21 protein-coding genes are annotated in these 21,773 nt (G+C 64.2%); 12 read left to right on the top strand and 9 right to left on the bottom strand.

The window, feature by feature from the left end; translation table 11 throughout:
• Positions 1–63 precede the first annotated feature (63 nt).
• Positions 64–1,101, top strand: coding sequence for an alpha/beta hydrolase family protein (locus G522_RS0117480; RefSeq protein ID WP_026792153.1), 1,038 nt, complete (start codon positions 64–66; stop codon positions 1,099–1,101).
• Between the two features lie 101 nt (positions 1,102–1,202).
• On the top strand, positions 1,203–2,540 hold the full coding sequence (locus tag G522_RS0117475) for a PQQ-dependent sugar dehydrogenase (protein ID WP_051228745.1): 1,338 nt from the start codon (positions 1,203–1,205) through the stop codon (positions 2,538–2,540).
• Positions 2,541–2,588: 48 nt separating this feature from the next.
• Here G522_RS0117475 and G522_RS0117470 read toward each other — a convergent pair whose 3' ends face one another.
• Complete coding sequence (locus G522_RS0117470; protein ID WP_051228743.1) at positions 2,589–3,101, bottom strand: ester cyclase; 513 nt, start codon at positions 3,099–3,101, stop codon at positions 2,589–2,591.
• A gap of 100 nt (positions 3,102–3,201) precedes the next feature.
• Here G522_RS0117470 and G522_RS0117465 point away from each other — a divergent pair, with 100 nt between their 5' ends.
• The 4 genes from G522_RS0117465 to G522_RS0117450 all read left to right on the top strand — a co-directional run bounded on the left by G522_RS0117465 (position 3,202) and on the right by G522_RS0117450 (position 7,287).
• Positions 3,202–4,101, top strand: coding sequence for a LysR family transcriptional regulator (locus G522_RS0117465; protein ID WP_051228741.1), 900 nt, complete (start codon positions 3,202–3,204; stop codon positions 4,099–4,101).
• Between the two features lie 278 nt (positions 4,102–4,379).
• On the top strand, positions 4,380–5,297 hold the full coding sequence (locus G522_RS0117460; protein ID WP_026792149.1) for a VirK/YbjX family protein: 918 nt from the start codon (positions 4,380–4,382) through the stop codon (positions 5,295–5,297).
• A 198-nt stretch (positions 5,298–5,495) separates the two neighbouring features.
• Positions 5,496–6,254 (top strand): sulfite exporter TauE/SafE family protein, encoded by a 759-nt coding sequence (locus tag G522_RS0117455; protein ID WP_026792148.1) that lies wholly within the window; start codon positions 5,496–5,498, stop codon positions 6,252–6,254.
• A 58-nt stretch (positions 6,255–6,312) separates the two neighbouring features.
• Positions 6,313–7,287: a glycerophosphodiester phosphodiesterase family protein gene (locus G522_RS0117450; protein ID WP_026792147.1), complete on the top strand. Its 975-nt coding sequence runs from the start codon at positions 6,313–6,315 to the stop codon at positions 7,285–7,287.
• 32 nt (positions 7,288–7,319) lie between these two features.
• On the opposite strand, the gene G522_RS0117445 is transcribed toward G522_RS0117450, so the two are convergent.
• Positions 7,320–7,724 (bottom strand): GFA family protein, encoded by a 405-nt coding sequence (locus tag G522_RS0117445; RefSeq protein WP_026792146.1) that lies wholly within the window; start codon positions 7,722–7,724, stop codon positions 7,320–7,322.
• 326 nt (positions 7,725–8,050) lie between these two features.
• Here G522_RS0117445 and carA point away from each other — a divergent pair, with 326 nt between their 5' ends.
• On the top strand, positions 8,051–9,250 hold the full coding sequence (gene carA, locus G522_RS0117440; protein ID WP_026792145.1) for a glutamine-hydrolyzing carbamoyl-phosphate synthase small subunit: 1,200 nt from the start codon (positions 8,051–8,053) through the stop codon (positions 9,248–9,250).
• A 629-nt stretch (positions 9,251–9,879) separates the two neighbouring features.
• Here carA and G522_RS0117430 read toward each other — a convergent pair.
• On the bottom strand, positions 9,880–10,062 hold the full coding sequence (locus G522_RS0117430) for a hypothetical protein (RefSeq protein WP_026792143.1): 183 nt from the start codon (positions 10,060–10,062) through the stop codon (positions 9,880–9,882).
• Positions 10,063–10,253: 191 nt separating this feature from the next.
• Between G522_RS0117430 and G522_RS0117425 the strand changes: the two genes are divergently transcribed.
• Entirely contained in the window at positions 10,254–11,273 is a 1,020-nt protein-coding gene (locus G522_RS0117425) for a serine hydrolase domain-containing protein (RefSeq protein ID WP_026792142.1), read from the top strand.
• A 74-nt stretch (positions 11,274–11,347) separates the two neighbouring features.
• On the opposite strand, the gene G522_RS27400 is transcribed toward G522_RS0117425, so the two are convergent.
• The 5 genes from G522_RS27400 to G522_RS0117395 all read right to left on the bottom strand — a co-directional run bounded on the left by G522_RS27400 (position 11,348) and on the right by G522_RS0117395 (position 16,224).
• The gene (locus G522_RS27400; RefSeq protein ID WP_051228739.1) at positions 11,348–12,877 is read right to left on the bottom strand and encodes an AcvB/VirJ family lysyl-phosphatidylglycerol hydrolase; all 1,530 of its coding nucleotides are present in this window, start codon (positions 12,875–12,877) and stop codon (positions 11,348–11,350) included.
• Positions 12,874–13,335 (bottom strand): phosphatidylglycerol lysyltransferase domain-containing protein, encoded by a 462-nt coding sequence (locus G522_RS0117415; protein WP_026792141.1) that lies wholly within the window; start codon positions 13,333–13,335, stop codon positions 12,874–12,876. Before G522_RS0117415 ends, G522_RS27400 begins: the two co-directional genes overlap by 4 nt.
• Positions 13,336–13,806: 471 nt before the next feature.
• The gene (locus tag G522_RS0117410; RefSeq protein WP_051228737.1) at positions 13,807–15,030 is read right to left on the bottom strand and encodes an MFS transporter; all 1,224 of its coding nucleotides are present in this window, start codon (positions 15,028–15,030) and stop codon (positions 13,807–13,809) included.
• Positions 15,023–15,289, bottom strand: coding sequence for a hypothetical protein (locus tag G522_RS0117405; RefSeq protein WP_026792139.1), 267 nt, complete (start codon positions 15,287–15,289; stop codon positions 15,023–15,025). Before G522_RS0117405 ends, G522_RS0117410 begins: the two co-directional genes overlap by 8 nt.
• Positions 15,290–15,585: 296 nt before the next feature.
• Positions 15,586–16,224, bottom strand: coding sequence for a TetR/AcrR family transcriptional regulator (locus tag G522_RS0117395; RefSeq protein ID WP_026792138.1), 639 nt, complete (start codon positions 16,222–16,224; stop codon positions 15,586–15,588).
• 134 nt (positions 16,225–16,358) lie between these two features.
• Here G522_RS0117395 and G522_RS0117390 point away from each other — a divergent pair, with 134 nt between their 5' ends.
• Both G522_RS0117390 and G522_RS0117385 read left to right on the top strand, forming a co-directional pair.
• Positions 16,359–17,090 (top strand): SDR family NAD(P)-dependent oxidoreductase, encoded by a 732-nt coding sequence (locus G522_RS0117390; RefSeq protein WP_026792137.1) that lies wholly within the window; start codon positions 16,359–16,361, stop codon positions 17,088–17,090.
• A complete protein-coding gene (locus G522_RS0117385) occupies positions 17,087–18,292 on the top strand; it encodes a TCR/Tet family MFS transporter (protein WP_026792136.1) in 1,206 nt (401 codons plus the stop codon). The genes G522_RS0117390 and G522_RS0117385 overlap by 4 nt, the downstream gene beginning before the upstream one ends.
• Before the next feature lie 204 nt (positions 18,293–18,496).
• On the opposite strand, the gene ypfJ is transcribed toward G522_RS0117385, so the two are convergent.
• On the bottom strand, positions 18,497–19,408 hold the full coding sequence (ypfJ, locus tag G522_RS0117380) for a KPN_02809 family neutral zinc metallopeptidase (protein ID WP_026792135.1): 912 nt from the start codon (positions 19,406–19,408) through the stop codon (positions 18,497–18,499).
• A 229-nt stretch (positions 19,409–19,637) separates the two neighbouring features.
• Here ypfJ and G522_RS0117375 point away from each other — a divergent pair, with 229 nt between their 5' ends.
• Both G522_RS0117375 and G522_RS27395 read left to right on the top strand, forming a co-directional pair.
• Complete coding sequence (locus tag G522_RS0117375; protein WP_026792134.1) at positions 19,638–20,444, top strand: inositol monophosphatase family protein; 807 nt, start codon at positions 19,638–19,640, stop codon at positions 20,442–20,444.
• Between the two features lie 156 nt (positions 20,445–20,600).
• The gene (locus tag G522_RS27395; protein WP_036839706.1) at positions 20,601–21,755 is read left to right on the top strand and encodes an IS4 family transposase; all 1,155 of its coding nucleotides are present in this window, start codon (positions 20,601–20,603) and stop codon (positions 21,753–21,755) included.
• Positions 21,756–21,773: the final 18 nt, after the last annotated feature.

The following is a 21,773-nucleotide window of genomic DNA, read 5'->3' as shown; positions in this document are numbered from 1 at the left end:
GAGGTCTCCGGTTGCTTCGGCATCCGGCAAGGACTAACCACTCAATCCTTGCCGGAGGAACCCATGCGCAGATCCGTCCTACCCGCCATCCTGCTGGCCGCCTTTTACGTGTCCGCCGCGCAAGCCGCCGACGCCATCGGCTTCAAGGAAACCACCCTGCCGGACAATGGCGGCAGCCGGCCGCTGCACATCAGCCTCTGGTATCCGACCGATAACGCGGAGCCAGTCGCGGAGGTCGGCGCCAACCGCGTCTTCCACGGCATTTCCGCCGTCACCAACGCCAAGCCGCTCGGCGAGGCGCGCCCGCTCGTCGTGTTGTCCCACGGTTACGGCGGCAACTGGCGGAACCTCAACTGGCTGGCCGGAGAGCTCGTCCATCAGGGCTATGTGGTTGCCGCGCCCGACCACCCGGGCACCACGACCTTCGACAAATCCCCGACCGAGGCCGCCAGGCTCTGGGAACGCCCCCACGATCTCAGCCGGGTGATCGATGCGCTGACCGGCGATCCAACCTTGGCCGGGACTATCGCGCTGCATCGCATCGCCGCCGTCGGCCATTCTCTCGGTGGTTGGACGGTGGCCGCCCTGGCCGGCGCGCGCTTTAGCCCCGACCGGTTCCTTGAGGACTGCAAGGCACAGCCGAACCCGCGCACCTGCGGCCTTGCCGCCGAGCTCGGCATCACCAAGGCAAACGCCGCCTCCCTCGACACCTACATGGGCGATGCCAGGATTGGCGCCGTCGTCTCGCTCGATCTAGGGCTGGCCCGTGGCTTCACCCCGGAAAGCCTCGCCACCGTCCACGTGCCGGTGCTGATCTTCGGCGCAGGCATCGACATCGGCGATCTGCCGGCCAAGCTGGAATCTGGCTACCTCGCCGAGAATCTGCCGAAGACAACCACAACCTACATCGAAATCCCGGACGCCATGCATTTCAGCTTCATGCAGCTCTGCAAGCCGGGCGCCGTCGAGTTGATCGAGCAGGACACGCCCGGCGACGGCATCGTCTGCAAGGATGGCGGAACGAGGGGCCGGGAAGCTATTCACCGTGAGGTCGCCGAGCGGATCTCGGCTTTCCTGGATAAGGCCATTCCCGCGCAATAAGGCAACAGGCGAGGAAGAGCCGGCGGCAACCGCGCCTCACGCTTGACAGTCCGCGCCAATGCGCCCAGCGTAATTTCCCCTATGGGACGGAGGACCTGGGCATGTCTGGTTTCGGTGTTGCAGAGCGCGTCACCACGCCGGTGATGCGTTTCCTTCTGCCGCTCGCCGCACTCGGCCTCGCCGGCTGCGCCGAACATTCGCTGCTGCCACCCAGTGCCGACATCGGGCCGACGCCGCAGATCGTCCAACCGGTGAAAAGCGCCGTCCCCACCGTCAACGTCGCGCCGGCCGTCGGCTGGCCGGCTGGCGGCATGCCGACGCCGGCCGAGGGCCTCAAGGTCACGGCCTTTGCCACCGGCCTCGACCATCCGCGCAACGTCCTGGTGCTGCCGAACGGCGACGTGCTGGTGGCCGAAACGGCGGCGCCGCCCAAGCCCGACGACAGCCCCGGCCTCAAGGGCTTCGTCATGCGCCGCCTGATGGCCCATGCCGGCGCCGGCGGGCCGAGCGCCAACCGCATCATCCTGCTGCGCGACACCAACGGCGACGGCGTCGCCGATGTCCGCAGCACCTTCCTCACCGGCCTGAACTCGCCCTATGGCATGGCGCTGGTCGGCGGCAATCTCTACGTCGCCAACACCGATGCCATCATGCGCTACCCCTACAAGCGGGGCGCGACCGCCATCACCAGCCCCGGCACCAAGCTGACCGACTTGCCCGGTGGCACCATCAACCATCACTGGACCAAGAACCTGGTCGCCAGCCCGGATGGCCGCTTCCTCTACGCCAGCATCGGCTCCAACAGCAATGTCGGCGAAAACGGCATGGCCGCCGAGGACGGGCGGGCGCAGATCTGGCAGGTGGATATCCGCACCGGTGCCCATCGCCCTTATGCCACCGGCCTCCGAAACCCCAACGGCCTCAGCTTCTCCGGCAACACGCTATGGACCTCGGTCAACGAGCGCGACGAGATCGGCAGCGATCTGGTGCCGGACTACATGACCTCGGTGAAGGACGGCGGCTTCTACGGCTGGCCCTACAGCTATTTCGGCCAGCATGTCGACAGCCGCGTCAATCCGCCACGGCCCGATCTCGTCGCCAAGGCGATCGTGCCCGATTACGCGCTGGGCGCCCACACCGCCTCGCTGGGTCTGTCGATCACCGGCAACAGCGGCCTGCCCGCGCCTTACAAGGCCGGTGCCTTCGTAGGCCAGCATGGCTCGTGGAACCGCAAGCCGTTCGCCGGCTACAAGGTGATCTTCGTGCCGTTCAGCGGCGGCAAGCCGGCCGGCAGCCCACGTGACGTGCTTACCGGCTTCATCGACGCCAAGGGGGAAGCCCAGGGCCGGCCGGTCGGCGTCACACCCGACGGGCGCGGCGGCCTCCTGGTCGCCGACGACGTCGGCAATGTGATCTGGCGCGTTACCGGCGCTAAATGAGCGTTGCGATCCCGAGAGCCAGCCCTCGGGATCGCCGGCCTCAAATCCTCACTTACCGATCTTGCCCAGCTGGGTGAGCAGCGTCAGGTTGTCTTCGAGGTGCCAGTTCTCGGCGATGCGGCCGCCGGCAACGCGATAGACGTCGATGGCGTGGAAATCGATGGCGCGGCCGTCGCCCACCAGATCCTGGAAATGCCCGCTGAAATGGCCGGTGAAATGCAAGCGGACGACGGCGCGATCGTCGGCGACGATCAGATCCTCGATCTCCGCCTTGAGATCCGGAACGGCGGCGCGGAAGGCGGCGGAGGCGGCGATCGGCCCGGCGACGCCCTGCGGCCGCCCCTCCGGCAGCGTGCGGTCCATGAAGTCTGGCGACAGCGCCGCATGGGCGAGCGCCGGATCGCCGGTATTCCAGAAGGCGGCGTAGGTGCGAGCGGCGGTCACCACCTCGGCCGGCCCGCGCACCGTCGATAGGGCGGGCACCGGCAGGTCGGAGGCAGCAGCCGAGGCGACCATGGCCGAAAGGCCGGCAGGGGCGAGGGTGTTGGAAAGCTTGGTCATGACGATCTCCTGTGTTGATGGAGACAGGATCGCCTTTTCCAATAAGCTGCGGTAGACAGCGAACCGAACATGGATCTTTTCGAAATCGGAAAGGATGGCGATGGACCGGCTGCGGGAAATCGAGACCTTCGTGCGCATCGTCGAGAGCGGTAGCCTCTCCGCTGCTGCCCGCGCCCTCGGCCGGTCGGTGCCGACCGTCAGCAAGGAGCTCGCCAGCCTGGAGCGCCGCCTCGGCGCCCGGCTGATCGCCCGTACCTCGCGCGAGCAGGCGCCGACGCCCGAGGGCCTGCGCTTTCATGCCGACGCGCTGAGGATCCTCGCCGACCTCGGCGAAGCGGAAGCGGCGGTGGGTGGCGCGGCGCGCGCCATGGCCGGCCCCATCCGCATCACCGCGCCCGTCGCCTTCGCCCGCCGCTTCGTGGCGCCGGTACTGGCCCGCCTGTCCGCCGCCCACCCCGAACTCAGGCCGCATCTCCACCCGACCGACGCCATCGTCGATCTGGTCGGCGACAACATCGATCTGGCCTTTCGCTACGGCGTGTCCGGCGGACCGGGCCTGGTGGTGCGACGCCTCACCGCCAACAGCCGCATTGTCGCGGCCGCGCCGTCCTACCTAGCCGCCACCGAACCGCCACGCTCGCCGGACGATCTGACGACGCGACGCATGCTGCTGATCGGCTCGGACGCCGGGCGCGACCAGAGCTTCGTCGGCCCCGGCGGCGAGCAACGGACGGTGCATCTCGAAGCGCATCTCTCCTCGACCAGCGGCGAGGTGATCCACGATTGGGCGCTGGCCGGCCTCGGCCTCGAAATCCGCTCCTGGCTCGATGTCGCCGACGATCTCGCCACCGGCCGCCTCGTCCGCGTCCTGCCCGATTGGCACGCGGCGGGCGCCGACCTCCACGCCGTCTTCCCAGCCCGCCGCCACATCCCCGAACGGGTCCGTCGGGTGCTCGACGAGGTAGTCTCCGGCCTGCCACGCGCCAGCGGTCCGACCTAGCCCATCGACGATCGGGTCGCAGCGTCGCCACTCGCCGGCGTGGCGGTTCCACCGCGGCTTGACCGCCCCAGAGCTTCCCTGCAAACTGTTTCCAGCCCTCTTGGAGCCACATGCAAGTCATCCGGTACTTCTACTTAGCCATAACCAGCATAAGTTGTTTCGCCATATTCCCACTACATATCTGTCTTAAAGGAAAAATTCTTCTTTCTGTCCTTGACTCCGCCCCAAGAAACTCACCAAAAGGTTGCGGGATAGATACTTAGAGATATTTCTCAACCATGAACCCCTCCTTCGTCGGAATGTGCCTTGATCGGGCGACGCTGCTCTACCCGTCGATGCGCAGCGATGCGCTGCGGCGGCGGGTGCATTTTCTCCTGCGCTGCCTCTGGTGGCGGCGGTCAGCGTCGGAGTGGTTCCGCCATATCGAGGCCACGGCGCCGCTACGCGACTATGTCGCCAGCCATCCCTTCATCGCCGCCAAACCCTTTTCTCGATACATGCGCCTCGGCTGGCGGCTGCGCGACCGCCTGAACTGCCTGCGCGACCACTACGAGCTCATGCTGTCCTGCCCCGCCGGGCAGCGGCTGCTCGATCTTTGCGCCAGCGAGGCGACGATCGCTTCCCTTCGCGGCCGTTCCGGCGCCGACTATCATCTGGTTCTCACCTCCTGCGCCCTGCATATGCGCGAGGGAGAGATGCTGATCGAACTGCGCCGGGATCAGCGACGCGTCTGCTGCCTGGCCGGCAGCTTCTGTCGCCGGGATGGCCAGCTCGTCTTCCTGGTCGGCACCCTGCAGGGCGCCAAGGGCGAAGGAGCCAAGGATTTCACCCGCGAGGTGACCAAGGATCTGCATCAGCTTCGTCCGCGCGATCTCGCCATGGCGGCGGCGCAGACCATCGGCTCCATCTTCGCCGTCTCGGCCATCCTCGCCCCATCGCAAAAGCGGCACGTCCAGGCCGGCCAAGATCCGAAGGGCCTGGTCAAAGCCGATTTCGAGGACCTCTGGACCGATCTCGGCGGCGAGCGGCGACACGACGGCGAGTTCGTCCTGCCGCTGGAAACGCAGTTCAAGGCGGTCGAAGATATCCCCTCGAAGAAACGGGCGGAAACGCTTCGCCGCTACGCGCTGAAGCACCAGATGGCCGACGACATCCGCGCCGCTCTCGGCCAACCGGCCTCGGCGAAGATCGCCTAGAGCATCATCCGACCGGAGTGAAACGAGGATCGAGAAGATGATGCTTGATAAACAAGAGCCTAGAGCGCCGATCTGATTCAATCAGATCGAACAGCGCTCTAGGCAGCCTGCCCGGCCCGCGAAAACCGGTTTCCACGGTTCCCGGCGATGCGCTAGGACAGGTGGACGCCGCGCCGGCGCCGTTCCGAGTCGCCGTTCATGTGGATTCCCGCCGATCTTACCCCCGCAACGCTGACGCTCCTTATCTTGACCGCCTTCGTCGCCGGCCTTGCCCGTGGCTTTTCCGGCTTCGGCGCAGCACTGATCTTCATGCCGGTGGCAAGCGCACTGATCGGCCCGCGCCTCGCCGCGCCGGTGATCCTGATCATCGACGCCATCACCACCGTCGGCCTGGTGCCGGACGCCTTCCGCCGGGCCGATCGTCGCGAGGTGGCAGTCATGTCGCTCGGCGCGCTGGTCGGCGTGCCCACCGGCGTCTACCTCCTCACCCACCTCGATCCGCTGACCATCCGCTGGGCGATCATCGCCATCTGCGCCGTTCTTCTGGTCCTGCTGCTCACCGGCTGGCGCTATCACGGCCGGCCCAAGGCGCCACTCACCGTCGGCGTTGGCGCGCTGTCCGGCCTGTTCTCCGGCGCCAGCCAGGTCGGTGGACCGCCGGTGATCGCCTATTGGCTGGGCGGCGCCATTCCGGCCAACATCGTCCGCGCCAACATCGTGCTCTATTTCGAGGTGTCGACGACGCTGACGCTGCTCAATTACCTCTGGGGCGGTTTGTTCGTTTCGGCCCTGGTGCCGCTCTGCCTGATGACGGCGCCCGCCTATGGCCTCGGCCTCTGGGGCGGCTCGCGCCTGTTCGGCATCGCCTCCGAGATGACGTTCCGCCACATCTGCCTCATCCTGATCGCCCTCGCCGTCGTCGTCGGCCTGCCGCTCTTCGACGGGATCCTGCGCTGACCGCCGAAGAGGCGCCGCATTTGGAATTTACCCCTTCGTCCATCGCGGAGGGCTCGACATGCGCGGCAAGAGAATCCTGGGGGGCGTCGTCGTCCTCGTCGGCGCCGTCTATCTGTTCAACGCCTCCTGGCTGGCGGCGCCCGCCGGCAACGACTCGCCCCGCATCATCGCCCATCGCGGCGTCCACCAGACCTTTTCGCATGAAGACGTCGATGCCGAGACCTGCACGGCGAACCGCATCGCCCCGCCCACCCACGACTTCATCGAGAACACCATCCCGTCGATGCGCGCCGCCTTCGCCGCCGGCGCCGACGTGGTCGAACTCGACATCCACCTGACGCCCGACAAGGTGTTTGCCGTGCTGCACGACTGGACGCTTGACTGCCGCACCAACGGCCACGGCGTCACCGAACAAACGCCCTGGCCGGTGCTGAAGACGCTCGATGTCGGTTATGGTTACACCGCCGACGGCGGCAGGACATATCCCTTGCGCGGCAAGGGCGTCGGCCTGATGCCGCGCCTCGACGAAGTCTACGCCGCCTTCCCCAACGGCTCCTTCCTGGTCAACTTCAAGAGCCGCCGCGTCGAGGAAGGCGAAGCGCTGGCCGTCCTGCTCAACGCCAACCCCAAGGCAAAGGACGCCACCTTCGGCGTCTACGGCGGCGAGGAACCGACGCGGACGGCCGAGGCAGCAGTGCCTGGCCTCAAGGGGTTCGACAAGGCCTCCCTCAAGGCCTGCCTTCTTCCCTATGAGGCCTATGGCTGGACCGGCATCCTGCCCGCCGCCTGCCGCAACACGCTCGTTGCCCTGCCGATCGATTACGCGCCCTATGTCTGGGGCTGGCCCAACCGCTTCATGCAGCGCATGCGCGACGCCGACACCGACGTGATCCTGGTCGGCCCCTATGGCGGCAGCGATTTCACCGCCGGCATCGACACGCCGGAGCTGGCCGCCAAAATCCCCGAGGGTTTCGACGGCTATGTCTGGACCAACAAGATCGAAACCATGGGCCCATTCCTGAAAGGCAACTGAGCTCCCCCGCAACCGATTCCCTGGTGGCGAACCTACCCTGGAAGACCGTCCAGCTTCGGGATGTTTTCCAAATGCTCGTCCCATTCCGCTCGGCTTGAAATGCAGATATGCGCATTGGGTCGGATGTCGATCGCGCCATCGAGACTCCCGGCAGGGACCGCCAAAATACCCACCGACTGAACACCCGGAAGAGCCGATCCGCATTTCACGCAAAAGCTCTTTTCGTGACGCGTCTCCGGAACCCGGTAGGTCCGGACGCTGTCCTGACCGGAAACCCAGTTTAGCTTCGCCGTTGCCGAGAACAGGTTGGCCGCATGCGCAGACCCCGTGTCCTTTCGGCAGCGCTTGCAGTGACAAAGAAAGAAGGCTTCGAACTCACCTGAGATTTGAAACTGGACGGTGCCACACAAGCAGGAGCCGGCGGTGGTTGAGGTCATGATGACGTACTCCTGTTCGTGTGGCGCGGAATCGCAGTGGTCGCCACAGTTTGCCAGGTTAATCGCCCTGAAACGAGGTACCCGTCCCATTGGGGTCTCGGGTCAGGCTTCGGCGCAACCCGCCGGTCTCCTCGTTCGCCTCGCGACAAGGTCGGTTACCGCCACCGGCAAATGAGACTGCCCGTCATTGAGGCGCCGTCGTCATTGACGCCGCCGGCCCGCTCGCCTATGTAGCCTCAGATCTGCCGGGCGGTCCGCCGCGCCGGCCTTTTGGTGCGCCGCCGCGCCATCCGTGATGCCTTTTTCAGCCCAAAGGAGCGTCCGCCATGACCACCGCCGCCTGGCAGGAACCCACGCCCACCGCCGTCCTGGTGCTCGCCGACGGTACCGTCATCGAGGGCTTCGGCATCGGCGCGCGAGGCGAGGCAGTGGCCGAGGTCTGCTTCAACACGGCTATGACCGGCTACGAGGAGATCCTCACCGACCCCTCCTACGCCGGCCAGATCGTCACCTTCACCTTCCCGCACATCGGTAATGTCGGCGTCAACGACGAGGACATCGAGACCGTCAACATGGCGGCCGAAAGCGGCGTGCGCGGCGTGGTGCTGAAGGACGAGGTCACTGACCCCTCCAACTACCGCTCGCTGAAGGGCTTCGACGCCTGGCTGACCTCGCGCGGCATCATCGGCATCACCGGTGTCGACACGCGGGCGCTCACCGCGCTGATCCGCGACAAGGGCATGCCCAACGCCGTCATCGCCCACTCGCCCGACGGCAAGTTCGATCTTGAGGCGCTGAAGGCCAAGGCCAAGGCGTGGACCGGTCTCGAGGGGCTCGACCTCGCCATCGAGGTCACCAATCCGCAGAGCTACGACTGGACGGAAGCGAGCTGGGCCTGGAACAAGGGCTACGGCCACCAGCAGGACAAGAAGTACAAGGTCGTCGCCCTCGACTTCGGCATCAAGCGCAACATCCTCCGCCTCTTGGTCGACGAGGGCTGCGAGGTGGTAGTGCTGCCGGCCACCGCCACGGCGGAAGAGGTGTTCGCCCACCAGCCCGACGGCGTGTTCCTGTCGAACGGCCCCGGCGACCCGGCCGCCACCGGCGACTATGCGGTGCCAACCATCAAGGCGGTTATCGATGCCGGCGTGCCCACCTTCGGCATCTGCCTCGGCCACCAGATGATGGGCCTCGCCCTCGGCGGCAAGACCATGAAGATGCACCAGGGCCACCACGGCGCCAACCATCCGGTCAAGGACTACACCACCGGCAAGGTGGAAATCACCTCGATGAACCACGGCTTTGCCGTCGATCCTGACAGTCTGCCGGATAACGTCGAGCAGACCCACGTGTCGCTGTTCGACGGCTCGAACTGCGGCCTGCGCGTCAAGGACAAGCCAGCCTTCTCGGTGCAATACCACCCCGAAGCCTCCCCCGGCCCGCAGGACAGCCACTATCTCTTCAAGCGCTTCGTCAACCTGATCCGCGAGAAGAAGGGTGAAGCCCCGGTGCCCGAGCGGGCGTGATCCATTTCCTCAATGACGGTAAACCGGCCCGAAGCCTCGCGCTTTCGGGCCGGTTTTCATTTGTGCGCCGCCCGGCCGATGGAATCGCCGCGAGTGCCGGCACCGTCAACGCTGACGCCAGCAGGAGAGTGTATTGGCGACACCGGCCCAACTAGACCAAACCGCTGAGCGTCATGAAATTGATTTGAGAAAGCGCCGGTAATCGCGGATCAGGTTCCAGAGTCCGTATATGGACACCACTCCATACAGAGCGAACAGGATATAATTCCCGTAAATAGCGAAAAGCGCGGCGACACAAAAAAACAAAACGATCGAAAATGCCTCTGACAGTAAATATTTCTTCTGTACATTCAAAGGAACGCCAGACGAGAATAAGTAATATTGAATATGAAATGGATAGATATTTGGGCCCTGGAATTCCAGCGGGATAAATTGCCTTATGACGAGCCGCGTATCGGCATAGAGATATGAGAAAAGGATCGCTGACAAGACCACGACAATCCACAAGGTCAGGAGCATTTTCGGCACTCAGAATGCCCGGCCCTCGCAGGAGGCCAGCCTCCACTTAAGCGCCCTGCGTGTGGATAACAAGTCATACCCTCGCCTTGCGACACACGGGAAGCCGGATATCATATCCTGTTTTCGTTATGTAATTCATGACGATGCGCCCGCCGATCCACGACGACAACCGCGAGCGCCATTCTCATCAGCACCGCCGACAGCAGGAACGGCGCGCCGGCAAAGCGGATGGGCGCGGCGTCGGAGATGAAATAGCCGAACAGCCCGTTCATCGGGATGGGTGCCAGCTCCATGTGATGCCCTTGACGACGGCAATCGCCTCGACTCATCAGCGCTGACCGCGACGGCCGGATTCACCGGCAGGCCGGTCACTGGAGCTGTCCAAGCAAAATGGGTCGCGGTTTTGCGTCCGGAATTGTGCCTTAAATTGCCTGGAGTATCCCGATGAACCCGTTTTCAATCGGACGACCCAAGGCTGCCAACGATGCGCATTATTGTTACCGTTCTCTGCCTGTTGATGGTCGTTCAGGCTGGCGCCGCTCAGGCCCAGCCATGGCAAAGCGTCGATCCCGCGTCGGCGGGGTGGTCCATCGAGAAGCTGAAAGCCGCCGAGGACTATGCCGCTAGCCTGAAGCCGACGGCCGTCATGGTGGTTCAGGACGGCAAGGTGGTCGCCAGCTGGGGCGATGTGTCCCGCAAGGTGAACCTTGCTTCCGTCCGCAAGAGCCTGCTCGGCGCCCTCTACGGCATCGCGATATCCGAGGGACGGATCAAGCTCGACAGTACCGTTGCCGATCTCGGCATCGACGATAAGCCGCCGTCTCTCACGCCCGCGGAGAAGCAGGCGACGGTGCGCGATCTGCTGATGGCGAGATCGGGCATCTACCATGTCGCCGCCCACGAAACCGCCGACATGCGCAAGAAGCGACCGGAGCGCGGGAGCCATGCCCGTGGCACTTTCTGGTTCTACAATAACTGGGACTTCAACGCCCTCGGCACCATCTACCGACAACAAACCGGCGAGGACATTTTCCGCAGTTTCGCCGAGCGCATCGCCACGCCGATCGGCATGGAGGATTTTTCGGCAGGGGATGGCGAGTATGTGACCGAACGGTCCTCCATTCACCCTGCCTATCCGTTTCGGCTGAGCGCCAGAGACGCAGCCCGCTTCGGGCAGCTCTATCTGGATGATGGTCGGTGGAGTGGGCGACAGATTGTCCCCGCCTCATGGGTGAGCCAATCCACCACCGCCTATTCCCGCACCGACCACGCGAGCCAGGGATACGGCTATCTTTGGTGGACGTTGAATCCGGACGTATTCGGTCTGGGAGCGGCCTTTGCCTCCGGCTTCGGCGGGCAGACAATCGCCATCGTGCCGTCAAAGCATCTGGTCGTCGCTGAAACCGTCGATCAGGCGCAGAACCCCAAGGGCATCCGCACCAGCCATTTCATCGAGCTGTTGCAACAGCTTGTCGCCGCGTCTCCCGACGGTCCAAACGGCTAGGAACACCAATTCCGCAACCGATCTCCGGCGTGATGCTCGGCCGCGGCGCCCTCTCCGGTTGGCCAAGAACGATGTCACCCCGCCGTAGCTGGCTTGGCATCCCCCGCGACCGGTCGCTTTCGCCCGGCTTCGGCGCTGAACTCGGGCACCAGACGGCCGTCCGCATGCCCTTCGTCTCCGCGTATCTGGACAAAATCGTTCCGGGGCCAAGAACTGGAATCCGGCGCAGCAGGTATCAGCCGCTTCAGAATGGCGGCGGCGATGGGGGCATAGTGATTATCGAAATGATGCCCCCCAGGACGTTGCACCAACTCGGCAGCGGACAGACCGATTTTGCCGCAGAGGCTTTCCTTGTCGTCACGGCCGTAGACACACTGGACGATCGAGGCGGGCGCCTTTCTGAGGTCTGAGAGGGTTGTCGACACCGATTTGGTGGACGCCAGAGGGATGAAGTCGGCGACCTGAATTTCAAACTGACGGGCGCCCGAATAGCCCAAGAGCGACAGCAGCGAAACGCTCGGCTTCGACGTAACCGGCAAGGCATCATAGATCGCCGGTAGCGCGTCGGCGCCGAAAGAATAGCCGATGAGCGCTACCTTGGAGACATGCCACTTCGTCCTGTAGGCGGTGATCAGGGCATTGACGTCAACGGCGGCCTCGCCAGGCTGGACCTCATTCCAGAAATAGCGCAACGAATCCACGCCGATGACCGGCACGCCCGCGGCCTTCAGGGCGCCTCCGATCTGGGCATCGATGTCGCGCCAGCCACCATCGCCGGAAAAGATGATCGCCATGGTGTCGTACTTGGCTTCGGTGGCGAGGATCGTCAGCGGTAGCTTGGCAAAGGCATCGTCACCCGTCTTGACGCTATCGGTGGCGCGGGCAATGGCCAGACGCAATGCCGTTGCCGCCGCCTGCTGTGTGTCATGTCGGCCGATATCGAAGCCGGCAGCGCGCAGTGCATCGACGTGAGCAAGGCCGTCAGAGTCAGCGGCCGTGGTGGCATAGACATCGATCGGATCGGCCAGTACCCCTGGTTGCAAGCCGTAAATCATGCCCTTGCCATCGGCGGCTTTCTCAAACGGGGCGGCCGAACAAAGCGCCTTGCCGATGGGCAGCACGCGCAATGGATCGACGGCGATCGTGCGCAGAATGGTGGCGTCCGGAGTCTGCGCGGCGAGCGCCAGCGCGAACGTGCCGCCAAGGCCGGCGCCGGCAATGACCGGCGAATAATACTGCGACGAAGCGAGAGTTCGCTGAAGGTCGTGGCTCACCTGTTCGATGTCGGAGACGAAATAGACGCAGTCTTTCGCCGCCCCGGCGCCTTTCTCGAGTGTCTTCGGCGTATCGATGCCGACAACGATGTTGCCTTCGGCGGCGAGCCGTCTCGCGGCAATGCCGTCCCATAGAGAGTATCCGCCGGCGCCTGACAAATAGAAGGCGATGCCGCTTGCCGCGCCGCGTGGTGCAACCACCTCGCCGACCGCAAGCATTTTCGGATCGCCGGAGTCGAGGCGGGCAAACAGCACGAAATAGGCGGCGATTGGGATGGCGATGACAAGGGTGACGATGCAACCGGCCAAAAGACTCAGGACGCGCTTCATTCGGCGACCACTCCTCGCAAGCCGCCACCGATCACGAAGATCACATCGGCCAAGGCGAGCAGCGGGTTGAGACCATCCCGCATGTTGCTGCGCCTCGAGCCTTTGATATCGAACACAGAGAGATCGACGATCGCTTCTTCACCCAGTTTGAAAACCGACAGACCCAAGTCCACATAGCGGGAGAGCTTGCGCGCCGCCACTTGGTAGAACACCGCCCCACCGCCGTGCGCGCGGACAAATCCGACGATTCTCCAGATCCATTCGGCGCGGGCGGCGGGGTCGCCCATCGGATCGAGCAGACTGATCCACGAGCGGCCGCGCTTGGCGCGCATCAACCGGCCCGGCGCGATCAAGGAGAGCGTGACCACGGCAAAGGCGAGCACGGCGAATATCACCAAGCGATTGCAGGTGAAAGAGAAAGCAGTGGGCACCATTTCGGTGGCTTCGGTCGTCCGCATAGAACCCTTCTTGCGCGACCGCCGATGACTGGTCGGTACGCGATGTGTGGGGATGCCATTTTAGACGGTGAAGTCGTTTCGCCCTTCGGCAACGCCTTCTGCGACTCCGTCTGGGAGAGGCATTAGTGCCGAATACAAGCCCGACTTCGGGCAGAGCTTCGACGAACAATCTCAGACCGCCGCACCACCCAGTAGTGCCGGCTTGGTCGCAGAACTTATACACGTCCTATCATAGGGGACAGTATCTTTCGAAGGGGTTACCACCACATCAATTCGTCGATGTAAGTATCATTCACATAATAGCTTTCGGCTTATCACAAGCTATATCAGAGTAGCGCGCGCATATAACTACATATGATTTTCAATTAAACCATTCATTGTATTCGAAAATTAAGCGTGAGTACGATTTCTGCAGCCACAAGTTTCCGCTACACTAGAGTGATGTTGCAGACCGCCGCCCCTCGCCGCAACTCATCGGGACGACACCCTCCGATCGATCCGGATCACGACGAGTGCCGCCGCCATCAAGACAGCCGACAGCAGGAACGGGGCGCCGGCAAAACGGATGGGCGCTGCGTCCGATGTGAAATAGCCAAACAGCTCGGTCATCGGGATCGGCGCCAGCGCCATGGTGACGCCCTTGACCGCGGCGATCGCACCTTGCAATTCACCCTGCCGATCGGCGGCGACGCGCCGGCTCATCAGCGCGGAGAGCGACGGCCCGACGAGGCCGATGAAGGCGAAGCCGGCGATAAACGGCGTGATCATCAGGCCGGATGTGGCAAACGCAAAGCCCAGGAAGCCGATACCGGCAACGAGAAGTCCGACCATCGCCGCGCCGTGTTCGCCAAAGCGCTTCACCGAGGGACCGACGACGAGGCCGGTCACCGCCGTCATGACGACGCCGACCAGCGTCAGGCTGAGGCCGATCTCCCGCTCGCCCCAGCCGAAACGCTCCTTCAGCGAGAAGGTCCAGACCGCCAGCAGCGAGTCGTGGGCGACCTGCATCAGCACCAGCACGACGATCGGCAGGCCGATGCCGGCGGCACCGGTGATGAAACGCAGCGCGCCAAATGGGTTGGCCTTGGCGACAACCAGCGGACGCCGGCGCTCGACCGGCAGGCTCTCTTTCAGGAACGCCCAGCCTACAAACGCATTGACGACGGCCAACAAAGCGGCGGCCAGGAAAGGCGCCCGTGGCGACAGTTCGCCGACGAGGCCGCCGAGAGCCGGCCCCAGCACGAAGCCGGCGCCGAAGGCCATGCCGACCTGACCGAACCGGCGGGCGCGATCATCGGGTGCCGAGGTATCGGCGATATAGGCGCCGATGACAGGCCCGGTGCTGCCGGAAATGCCCGATAGAAGACGGCCGAGATAGAGCCAGGCAAGCGACGGCGCCAGGGCGCAGATCAGATTGTCGAGCGCAAAGCTGGCGACGGCGAGGATCAAAAGCGGCCGCCGACCGAACCGGTCGGACAGGCCGCCGATCAGCGGCGAGAACAGGAACAGCATCGCCGCGTAGACGAAGGTCAGCCGTCCACCCTCCACCGCCGCAGCGCCCATGCCCTGGCCAGTCAGCGCGGCGATCAGCGCCGGCAGCACCGGCAGCACCATGCCGAGGCCGGCCGCGTCGAGGAAGGCGGTGCTGAGCACGAAACCGTTGGCCCGCCGGTTTTCAAGGAGAAGGTCAGTCACCGTCGCCCTCCTCCCGTTCGATCAGCTTGTGGCTGGCGCCGGCATCGAGATCGAGGCCGTAGATGGCCTTGAGCTGGGCGATCACCTCCAGCGTCTCTGGCGAGAACGGCGTCTTGCCCTCGAAGGCATGCAGCACGATGCCCTCGACGAGATCGCCCAGCGTGATGTCGGCATGCTCGGCCAGTGCCTTCAGCACCTTCAGAATACGCTTCTCGATGCGAATGCCCGTCTGCACCCGCTCCACCACCGGTCCGGTCATAGCTTGCTCCGTTTGGTACATATGTACCTATGTACGTCATCGAGCAAGCAGACGTCAACAAGGAAGGAGATGGCACTGTATCAGCGCTTCGCGCTCTTCGGCTTGAGGATGCTCAAGACACGTGAGCAGCCTGATACATCCCTCCTCGCCTTCTCGTCCTGAGGTCCTCGCATGCGTGAGGATGACAGAACTATATAACTGTTTTCATTTGTATAAATCTGTCATCCCCGCGAAAGCGGGGACCTCATGCAGAATTGGGCTGGCGGCCGATATAGCGCTCCGAGATAGCTCATCGCTCACGCGTAGGGCGTGCCGGCCAGCGCGGCGGCCACGCCGGCGCTTCCCCGGTCGATCAGCGCCAGGAATAGCGCTGCTGCCGCCTCGCTGTTCCCCGTCTTGCGGAAATGCCGATGCGCCTCCAGGAAGGCCACGGTCCAGGTGGCGAGGATGAGGCCGGCGGCCATTCGCACTTCGGGATCATCGGGCGCCGTACCGACGCTTTCCGCCAAGGCCAGGGCCACGACCTCTGTGAGCTCGTCGCGAATCGCCCTTGCCCGCGCCTTCAGCGTGGTGCTGGCTTCGACAGTGGCGATGAAGCCCTCGCTGCGGCTTGAAAACTCCAAGTAAGGCGTCTTGTCGGCAATCAGCCGATGGACAACCCGACGCAGGGTCTCGACGGGAGATACCCCCGCCTCCCGCTGGCGCAACGCCGCGCGCACTGTCTCCCGCCCCTCCTCGTCGCGGTCGAAGAACATGTCTTCCTTGCGCGGGAAATGGTTGAACACCGTCATCCGCCCGACATCGGCGGCGGCGGCGATTTCGTCCACCGTCACGTTATCAAAGCCGCGCTCCTGGAACAGGCGGTCGGCAACCTCGGAAATGGCCCGTCGCGTGGCCAGGCGCTTGCGGGATCGGCGGTCGGGTGGGGTCTGCATGCCACTATTGGTAGTCCGATTCCTGTACTGAGTACATGCGAATTGACAGCGCTCGGTTATCAATATATATACTCAGTACAAATTTGGTTTCAGTACACATCAACGGTGTACTTCATCCTCCGAAGAGCCCCCTCATGACATCCAAAATCGCCCTGATCACCGGCGTCAGCCGTCCGCTCGGCCTCGGTTTCGCCGTGGCCCGCCGGCTCGCCGAGCAGGATCACCACGTCATCCTGACCGCGAGAGACCTGAGCCAGGCCGAAGCACTGGCCACCGAACTGCGTCGCGCCGGCCTCAGCGCCAGCGCCTTGCGGCTCGATCTTTCCGAACCCGTCAGCATCCACGACGCGGCCGACCGCCTCGCGGGCAGCTTCGACCATCTCGACGTGCTGGTGAACAACGCCAGCGCCATGCCGGACTTCCGCACCCGCTCGGCGCTCGACGTCGATCTCGAAGCGCTCCACGCCATCTTCGCCGTCAGCGTGTTCGGCTGCTGGGGCCTGACCCAGGCACTGTTGCCGCTGCTGCGGCGGGCGCCCACCGCCCGCATCGTCAACCTCACCAGCGAGGCGGCCGAGCAGATCGGCCGGCGCGGCCCCGTCTTCTCGCCGGCCTACGCGCTCGCCAAACATAGCCTCAACGCCCTGACCGCCACCCTCGCAGCGGCACTGACCGACACGCCGATCCTGGTCAACGCCGTCGACCCCGGTCCCGTCGCCAGCCATCCCGAACGCGGTGACGATGCCGACGACCGCTCGCCGGCTGAAGCTGCGCGCGGCGTCGTCTGGGCGGCCACCCTTCCCGCCGATGGGCCGACCGGCGGCGTCTTCCGCGACGGCAAACCGGTGAGCGCAGCTTTCGCATGAACAAGCCCCTGGTCGTCATCTTCACAGCCATCGGCCTCGACGCGGTCGGCATCAGCCTGATCTTCCCGATCCTGCCGAAGCTGATCGAGGACGTGACGCAGTCGGTCAACGTGGCGCCCACCATCGGCATCCTTGCCGCGCTCTATGCCGCGATGCAGTTCGTCTTCGCGCCTGTTCTCGGCGCTCTCAGCGATCGCCTCGGCCGCCGGCCGGTGCTGCTGATCTCGCTCGCCGGCGCCGCTGTCAACTATGCGATGATGGCGGTCGCGCCGTCGCTCTGGCTGCTTCTGCTCGGCCGGGCCATCGCCGGATTGACCAGCGCCAATATCTCGGTCGCCACCGCCTACATCACCGACATCACGCCCGAAGATAGGCGCGCCAAGCGCTTCGGCCTGTTCAACGCCATGTTCGGCGCCGGCTTCATCCTCGGCCCGGTCCTCGGCGGGATCCTCGGTGATTATTGGGTCAGGCTTCCTTTCATCGCCGCCGCCCTGCTCAACGCCGGCAATCTGCTGCTCGCCCTGTTCGTCCTGCCGGAGTCGCGCCAGCCGAGCCGCGAGAGGATCGATTTCACCGCCCTCAATCCGTTGCCGCCCTTGCAATGGGCGCTGTCGACAAAGGCGCTCACCCCGGTCGTCCTGCTGTTCTTCGTGCTGAGCGGCACCGGCGAGGTCTATGGCACCTGCTGGGCGCTCTGGGGCAACGACGTGTTCGGCTGGAATGGTCTCTGGATCGGCCTGTCGTTGGGGACCTTCGGCGTCTGCCAGTCGCTAGCCCAGGCCTTCCTGCCGGGGCCGGCCGTCAAGCTCCTGGGAGAGCGCGGCGCCGTTCTCGCCGGCCTCGTCGGCGCCTGCGCCGCCCTGGTGGCGATGGCCTTTACGACGCGGGGCTGGGTGGTGTTTGTCATCATGCCCATCGTCGCCCTCGCCGGCGTAGGCACGCCGGCCTTGCAGTCGCTGGCCACCCGCCTGGTCGCCGATGACAGGCAGGGCCAATTCCAGGGCGTGCTGGCCTCGGCCATGAGCCTCGCCTCGGTCGTCGGACCGCTCATCTTCTCGACGCTCTATTTCCTGGTCCGCCCCGCGTGGCCGGGCGCGATCTGGCTGTCGGCCGTCGCCGTCAACCTGATCGCCGTGCCGCTGGTGCTCGGCCTGCGGTTTACGGCGGAGAGAAGCATCGCAAAGCCGAAGCCGCTTTCCTAAGGCGCATCCGATGTGGCAGCTATCTTTTTGTTTCCTATATATAAATCTGTCATCCTTTGCGCAGGTAAAGGACCTCGGCCCGGATGGGGCGATCGGCCGATATCGAGCTGGAGAGTCTGATAGATCTCACTCGCTCTTTTCTTCCTGAGGTCCTTCGCCTTCGCGAAGGATGACAATCTATGTATATGTTTTAAAACAAGAACCTCACAATTTCGCCGTCGAGAAAGTGTCGCAGGAATTGACGTCGCCGCTATCGAAGCCGACCTTGAACCAGTGCTTTCGCTCGGCCGAGGTGCCATGGTTGAAGCTCTCGGGCACCACGTAACCTTGCATCCGCTTCTGGATGGCGTCGTCACCGATCTGGGTGGCGGCGTTCAGCGCTTCGTCGAGGTCGCCGCGTTCGAGAAGGCCCTTCTTCTCGGCGTAATGGCCCCAGACGCCGGCGTAGCAATCAGCCTGCAATTCCACCCGCACCGACAGCGCATTGGCATCGGCCTTGTCGAGCTGCTGGCGCCGTTCGTTGAAGGCCGGCAACAGGCCCAAGAGGTCCTGCACGTGGTGGCCGACTTCATGGGCGATCACATAGGCCTGGGCGAAGTCGCCGGGCGCGCCGAATTTCTGCTTCAGCTCATCATAGAAGCCGAGGTCGATGTAGATCTTGCCGTCATTGGGGCAGTAGAACGGCCCGGTCGCCGCGCTGGCAAAGCCGCAGGTCGATTGGGTCTGGCCGGTGAACAGCCTGAGCGGCGTTGCCGTATAGCGCTTGCCTTCCGCCTTGAAGATCTCCGTCCAGGTATCCTCGGTGTCGCCCAGCACGGTGGCGACGAAATCGCGCATCTCGTCATGCTGGCCGGCGCGCGGTCGATCGATCGCCTGGGAGCCACCGCCCATGGTGGAGCCGCCGCCCATGCTGCCGTCGAGCAGCACCAGCGGGTTGATGCCGAGGAACCACAGCACGAGGCCGACGACGATCAGCCCGCCGATGGAGAGGCCGCCACCGCGCCGGCCACCGCCGAAGCCGCCACTTGGAAATTGGATGCCGCCGCCGGAGAAACCGCCGCCGCTGTCGCGGACATCCTCGATGTTGTCGCTCTGGCGACGTCCCTTCCACAGCATGCTTGGCCCTCCGCATATCCTGAGATTATAACAGCAAACCGCGCCGTGAGTTCCCCCGCCGGCTGACACCGAACTGTCGTCTTGCCGGCGCATGTAGATGCACCCTTCTCGTGAGTCTGTCTGGCGAACCACTGTTCGCCAAATAGGCTCATCCCTTTGGCTGTCACGCAATTCCGGACGCAAAACCGGTTCCCACTTTTGCTGGAATTGCTTCAGGTGAGTCCGAACCATGCCCGAGATCGACGCCCCCTCCCCGCTGCTTGCCACCATGATTGCCGCCGCTCGCCTGGGCGGCGATATCGCCCGCCGGCATTTCGCCGCCTGCGGCCAGACCAAGGTGGATGAGAAAGGGGCGCGCGACTACGTGACGGCGGCCGACGTGGCGGTGGAGGCGGCGATTGCCACCGCGCTCGGCACTGCCTTTCCCGGCTGGTCGATCGAGGGCGAGGAGAAGGCCGGCAACCGCGACCGCGGCCCCGACGTGCCGCGCTTCCTGATCGACCCGATCGACGGCACCACCAATTTTGCCTGGGGCATTCCCTTCTTCGGCGTGGTGATCTCGCTCTTGAGCGGCGACCGCATCGACGCCGGCGTCGTCTACGACCCGATGCGTGACGAGCTGTTCTACGCCGAACGCGGCAAGGGCGCCTTTCTCGACGGCGCGCCGCTCACCATCCGCATCGATCGCGACATCGACCATGCGGTGATCGGCGCCAGCCTGCCGATCCCCGGCCAGGTGAAATCCATGCCGGTCGCCCGCTATCGCGAAGTGCTGATGGAAATCATGGACCATGCCGCCACCATGCGGCGGATGGGCTCGGCGGCGCTGTCGATCGCCTATGTCGCCGCCAACCGGCACGATGCCTTCTTCGAGGACGGGCTTGCGCCCTACGATTACGCCGCCTCGGTGCTGATCGTCGAGGAAGCCGGCGGCGTGGTGAGCGGCTTCGATGGCCACGCCATCCCCAAAACCGGCGCCGTGCTAGCAGCTTCGCCGACCGTCCATCCGTGGCTGGTCGAGCGGTTCACGAGGTGACGGAGACCTATATCAACCTCGAACCCTTTTCGGCCTGAGGTCCTTCGCCTTCGCCACTGCTGTCCGGTTTAAATGTCTGGACAGGGTGCATGACATTGATTCTACTTGTTTTCAGACGTTTGGCCGCGTTCTGGACACGAGCAGGGGATCAACGCCATGCAGCATCACAATAGCGTCTTTCATCAAATTCAGCGCCATATTCCGTGGGCGACCTTCGATCGTCTTGTGGAAGACTACAAAGCCGACCACCGCGTCCGTCGTTTGCCGTCCAAGAGCCAGTTTCTGGCGCTTCTATTCGGTCAATTGGCCGGCGCTGTGAGCTTGCGCGAGATCGAGGCGGCGATGAGCAGCCACCAAGGCCGACTCTACCATGTCGGTGCCAAGCTGCCCGCCCGATCGACACTGTCCGACGCCAATGCCAGGCGGCCTTGGCAGCTGTTTGCCGACCTGTTCGCCCATATGGCGCAGGCGGCCAGCAAGCGGACGCGCCGACAGATGAGCGAGGCGGTGCGGATCATCGACGCCACCCACATCCGCCTGTCCTCGCTCAACGCGGCCTGGCTCAGCGAACGCAAGGGCCTATGGGCCGCCAAGATGCACCTGGTCTACGATCCCAACGCCGACGCCCCCATGGAAATCGCGCTGACCGACCAGACGGTACACGACGTCACCCCGGCCAAGGCGTTCAAGCCAATCCCCGGCATGACCTATGTCTTTGATCTCGCTTATTATGACTTCGCCTGGTGGGCCAGGCTCCACGCCGAGGGATGCCGCATCGTCACTCGCTTCAAGTCTCACACCCCGCTTAGGGTGAGCCTGGTCAACCCGGTGCCTGAGACCGGTTCCGTGCTCACCGATCGCATCGGCTTCCTGCCCGAGCGCCTCGCCTGGTCACGGCAGAACCCCATGAGCGATCCGGTGCGGGAAGTCACCGTCCGCATCTCCACCGGCAAGATCCTGCGCATCCTCACCAACGATCTCGACGCCCCGGCCCAAGAGATCGCCGACCTCTACAAGCAGCGCTGGCAGATCGAACTGTTCTTCAAATGGGCCAAGCAGAACCTCAGGATCAAGCACTTCCTCGGCACCTCCGAGAACGCTATCCGCATCCAGATCTTCGTCGCCCTCATCGCCTACATCCTGATCAGGATGGCTCAGGCAACCCAGACCGAAGTCTCCAGATTGCTCACTTTTACTCGCCTCGTCCGTGTCAACATCATGCACAGGAGGTCCATTTGCCACCTCAAAACACCGCCAAAACCGCCTGTCATCGACCCAAGCCAGATGGTTCTCCCAGGGCTCGCAATTTAAACCGGACAGCAGTGGCCT

This window comes from Pleomorphomonas oryzae DSM 16300, assembly GCF_000422965.1.
Lineage (GTDB): Bacteria > Pseudomonadota > Alphaproteobacteria > Rhizobiales > Pleomorphomonadaceae > Pleomorphomonas > Pleomorphomonas oryzae.
The sequence above is the reverse complement of the archived record's forward strand: the minus strand, read 5'-3'. Positions and strand labels throughout refer to the sequence as shown.

Excerpts from the sequence above, each read along its gene's own strand:
- G522_RS0117480 (WP_026792153.1), top strand. The coding sequence starts at position 64 with ATGCGCAGATCCGTCCTACCCGCCATCCTGCTGGCCGCCTTTTACGTG.
- G522_RS0117475 (WP_051228745.1), top strand. The coding sequence starts at position 1,203 with ATGTCTGGTTTCGGTGTTGCAGAGCGCGTCACCACGCCGGTGATGCGT.
- G522_RS0117470 (WP_051228743.1), bottom strand. The coding sequence starts at position 3,101 with ATGACCAAGCTTTCCAACACCCTCGCCCCTGCCGGCCTTTCGGCCATG.
- G522_RS0117465 (WP_051228741.1), top strand. The coding sequence starts at position 3,202 with ATGGACCGGCTGCGGGAAATCGAGACCTTCGTGCGCATCGTCGAGAGC.
- G522_RS0117460 (WP_026792149.1), top strand. The coding sequence starts at position 4,380 with ATGAACCCCTCCTTCGTCGGAATGTGCCTTGATCGGGCGACGCTGCTC.
- G522_RS0117455 (WP_026792148.1), top strand. The coding sequence starts at position 5,496 with ATGTGGATTCCCGCCGATCTTACCCCCGCAACGCTGACGCTCCTTATC.
- G522_RS0117450 (WP_026792147.1), top strand. The coding sequence starts at position 6,313 with ATGCGCGGCAAGAGAATCCTGGGGGGCGTCGTCGTCCTCGTCGGCGCC.
- G522_RS0117445 (WP_026792146.1), bottom strand. The coding sequence starts at position 7,724 with ATGACCTCAACCACCGCCGGCTCCTGCTTGTGTGGCACCGTCCAGTTT.
- carA (WP_026792145.1), top strand. The coding sequence starts at position 8,051 with ATGACCACCGCCGCCTGGCAGGAACCCACGCCCACCGCCGTCCTGGTG.
- G522_RS0117430 (WP_026792143.1), bottom strand. The coding sequence starts at position 10,062 with ATGGAGCTGGCACCCATCCCGATGAACGGGCTGTTCGGCTATTTCATC.
- G522_RS0117425 (WP_026792142.1), top strand. The coding sequence starts at position 10,254 with ATGCGCATTATTGTTACCGTTCTCTGCCTGTTGATGGTCGTTCAGGCT.
- G522_RS27400 (WP_051228739.1), bottom strand. The coding sequence starts at position 12,877 with ATGAAGCGCGTCCTGAGTCTTTTGGCCGGTTGCATCGTCACCCTTGTC.
- G522_RS0117415 (WP_026792141.1), bottom strand. The coding sequence starts at position 13,335 with ATGCGGACGACCGAAGCCACCGAAATGGTGCCCACTGCTTTCTCTTTC.
- G522_RS0117405 (WP_026792139.1), bottom strand. The coding sequence starts at position 15,289 with ATGACCGGACCGGTGGTGGAGCGGGTGCAGACGGGCATTCGCATCGAG.
- G522_RS0117395 (WP_026792138.1), bottom strand. The coding sequence starts at position 16,224 with ATGCAGACCCCACCCGACCGCCGATCCCGCAAGCGCCTGGCCACGCGA.
- G522_RS0117390 (WP_026792137.1), top strand. The coding sequence starts at position 16,359 with ATGACATCCAAAATCGCCCTGATCACCGGCGTCAGCCGTCCGCTCGGC.
- G522_RS0117385 (WP_026792136.1), top strand. The coding sequence starts at position 17,087 with ATGAACAAGCCCCTGGTCGTCATCTTCACAGCCATCGGCCTCGACGCG.
- ypfJ (WP_026792135.1), bottom strand. The coding sequence starts at position 19,408 with ATGCTGTGGAAGGGACGTCGCCAGAGCGACAACATCGAGGATGTCCGC.
- G522_RS0117375 (WP_026792134.1), top strand. The coding sequence starts at position 19,638 with ATGCCCGAGATCGACGCCCCCTCCCCGCTGCTTGCCACCATGATTGCC.
- G522_RS27395 (WP_036839706.1), top strand. The coding sequence starts at position 20,601 with ATGCAGCATCACAATAGCGTCTTTCATCAAATTCAGCGCCATATTCCG.